This window comes from Streptomyces bambusae (assembly GCF_019400985.1).
Classification (GTDB): domain Bacteria; phylum Actinomycetota; class Actinomycetes; order Streptomycetales; family Streptomycetaceae; genus Streptomyces; species Streptomyces bambusae_A.
In genome coordinates, this window is record NZ_WTFF01000512.1 from 1 (window position 1) to 3,247 (window position 3,247).

The 3,247-nt window shown below is 75.8% G+C and carries 2 protein-coding genes; both read right to left on the reverse strand.

Annotated features, from left to right (window positions below; all coding sequences use genetic code 11):
- Window positions 1–136: 136 nt before the first annotated feature.
- Window positions 137–1,219, reverse strand: coding sequence for an SCO0930 family lipoprotein (locus GPJ59_RS34900; protein ID WP_258025383.1), 1,083 nt, complete (start codon window positions 1,217–1,219; stop codon window positions 137–139).
- 179 nt (window positions 1,220–1,398) lie between these two features.
- On the reverse strand, window positions 1,399–2,844 hold the full coding sequence (locus tag GPJ59_RS34905) for an NADH-quinone oxidoreductase subunit NuoF family protein (RefSeq protein ID WP_219672065.1): 1,446 nt from the start codon (window positions 2,842–2,844) through the stop codon (window positions 1,399–1,401).
- Between the last annotated feature and the right edge of the window lie 403 nt (window positions 2,845–3,247).

Sequence of the window (3,247 nt, forward strand, 5' to 3'; positions counted from 1 at the left end):
CGGAAGCCGGGCCGGGCGGTCCCCGCACGCGCCAGCGCGGCCAGCGCGGCCGGCAGCGCCGTGGACCGCGCGGCGCCGGGGAGGATGCGCCGGCGGGCCGGCGGGAAGGGCTTGGCGGACACGGTGTGCACCCTCCCTACGCGGCCGACGCCTTCTTGCCGGTGTCGGTGACGGCCCACCACAGGCCCTGCTTGCCGTGCCCGGTGGTGTCGCCCGGCTTCTTGTCGCCCGTGAACCGGTAGACGGGCCAGCAGTCGATCGTCAGCTGGAGGGAGCCGTCGGGGCGCTTGACCGTGCCGACCAGTCCCGGGGAAACTCCGGAGACATTCGCCTTGTCCACCGGTTCGGCGGGCTTCCAGGTGTCCAGGCAGGCGCCCACACAGCCGATCCTCATCGGCCAGGCACTGTCCTTGTCGAAGCGGTAGAGCGTCATCCCGGCCGCGTCCGTGAGAATTCCGCCGAGTCGGGGATTCCGGACGACGGAGAGCCCGGGCGAGGCCTTTTCCCCGCCGCCGCCCTGGTTGCCTCCCGTTCCGGCACCCCCCGTTTCACCGCTCCCCGATTCCGTGCCTGCCTTTCCGGGGTCCGTTCCGGAGCCGCCGCCCGCCTCCGTGCCGCCCTTCTTGTCCACCGCCTTCCTGCCGTCCGGGGCGAAGGCGTGCCAGGTCCCGCCGACCCCCTCGCCCTTGGCCTCACCGGGCTTGGTGTCCTTGGCGTAGCGGTAGACGGGCCAGCCGGAGAGGGTCAGCTGGCGGGTGCCGTCGGAGCGGACCACCTCCCCGAGGAGTCCACCGTCGACCGCCCCGGTCGCCGAGGCGTCGCCGGCGGGCACCGGGGGCCAGGCCTTGGCGCAGTCGCCGGCGCAGGTCGGGGCGGGCGGCCGGTCGGTGTCCTTGTCGAAGCGGTAGAGGGTCAGGCCGGCGGCGTCGGTGACCACCGGGCCCAGGTCCGGGACGTCGCGCGCCGTCAGCCGCCCCGCCGGGCCCGTCCTGGCAGCGCCGCCGGCGGGTGCGTCGCCGCTGCCGGAGCCCCCGGCCTCGCCGTAGCCGCTTCCGTACCCGCTGCCGTAACCCTTTCCGGAGTCCGCCCCGCCGGCCGGCTTCACGGAATTCCCCGCGGGGGACGTCCGGCTCTCCTCGCCCCCCATGCACCCCGTGGTGAGCAGCAGAACCGCGGCGGCGGCCGCGGTGAACATTTCTCGGTGCCCTTGGTACACCATGACTCCTCGGATTGTTCGCGTTCGGTGCCGGCGCATTTTCGCGCCCTCGGGTCATTGATAAGGGGTCCGCGGGGCGACGTATTCACATGCGGCGGAATTTGTCAGATCACGCAAAGAACGAAGGGGAATTGAACCCGTCATCCGCCGCCGGTCACCCATCACCCGCCGCCCGCCACCCGTCATTCCTGGATGCGCAGCGCGAGGGCCGGGCAGCGCCGGACCGCGCGCAGTGCCTTGGGCCGCAGCCGGGCGGGCACCGGCATGGCGGCCTGCGCCGGATAGCCGTCCGCGTCGAGCCGCACGACGTCCGGCAGTACGTCCACGCACAGGCCGTGCCCCTGGCACAGGGTCCAGTCGACGACGAGCCGCTCGGGGCTCTCGTCCCGCGGCAGCGGAAGGGCGCCCAGTACCCGCCGTCCGCAGCCGGGGCCGTCGGCATGGTCGCGGAACTCGTCGGGGAAGGCCGCGAGCGCCGAGGCCACGAAGCCCGAGGTCCCGTCGGGGTGGCTGCACGCGCCGCGGCCGCGGACCGCGCGCATGAGCCGCTCCACCCGGTCGAACGCGGCCCGGTCCCCGGCCACGGCCTCCTCCAGCGCGCCGGCCAGCGCCGGCAGGCCGCGTACGCAGGGGCCGCACTGGCCGGCCGTCTCGTCGGCCATCCAGCGGGCCACCCGGGCCACTTCGCCGGCCGGGCAGGTGTCCTCGGGCAGGGGCAGGACGGCCCCCGCGCCGAGGACGGCGTCGTACGCGGCCAGCGAGCGGCGCGACAGCAGCGCGGAGCGCGCCGTGCCCGGTGGCAGCCACCGCCCGTGGTACCCGCCGACGAGCACGCCCTGGCCCGGATCGGTGCCGCACAGCTGGAGGACGTACGGCAGGGGCACCCCGGCCGGGGTCTCGACGACGGTGGTGCCGGCGACGGTGAGCAGGATCGTGCCGGGCTCGTCGGGCAGGCCGGCCGTACGGTAGTCCAGCGCGCCGAGGCGGGCGGCGACGGCGAGTTGGGCGTAGGTCTCGGTGTTGGAGAACAGGGTGGGCATCCCGGCCAGGCCGCGGTCGCTGGTGCGCACCTTCTGCCCGGACGGGAGGGTCGGGCCGCCGTTCATGCCGCCGATCATGGCGGTGCTCTCGCCGGTGACGAAGCGCTCGGGCAGCCGGACCACGCGGACCCGGTCGCCCGCGGGGGCGCGTTCGGCGACGGCCGCGCGGACGGACCGCTCCACGTCCGCGCGGGTGACGCCGACCACGACGTCCTCGGCGCCGAGTGCGGCGGCTGCCAACAGGGCGCCGTCCAGGACCAGGTGAGGGGCGTTCAGCAGCAGGGCCGTGTCCTTCAGGCAGCTGGGCTCGCCCTCACTGCCGTTCACGACGACCGCGCAGCGGCCGTCGCGGGCGGTGGCGGAACGGTTCACGGCCCGCAGCTTGCGGGCGAAGGGGAAGCCGGCTCCGCCGCGGCCGCGGAGGTCGATGTTCTCGGCCAGGTCGACGAGTTCGTCCCTGCGGTAGCGGGGCAGTGCGCCGTGGACGGTCAGGTGGGACACCCGGTCCAGGCGGGCGAGGGTGTCGAGCCCCGCGAGCACGCGGGGCCTGCCGACGGAGCCGAGGACGGGGACGGGCTCTTCGCTCACGCCCACCACCTGATTCCCGTGGGGGCGAGGCTGCCCGTTCCCGTGGCGAGGCTTCCCGTGGAGGCCGGGCCACCCATCGGAGCGGTGCCGCGCACGGGGGCCGGGCCGACCACGGGAGCGGTGGCGCCCAAGGGGGCTGGGGTGCCCACGGGAGCGGTGGTGCCCACGGGGGCCGGAGCGCCCACGGGAGCCGTGGCGCCCACAGGGGCCGGAGCGCCCACAGGGGCCGGAGCGCCCACGGGAGCCGTGGCGCCCACAGGGGCCGGAGCGCCCACGGGAGCCGTGGCGCCCACAGGGGCCGGAGCGCCCACGGGAGCCGTGGCGCCCACAGGGGCCGGAGCGCCCACGGGGGCTGTAGTGCCGATGGGAGCCGTGGTGCCGGCTGCCGCCGCATCGGCAGCCC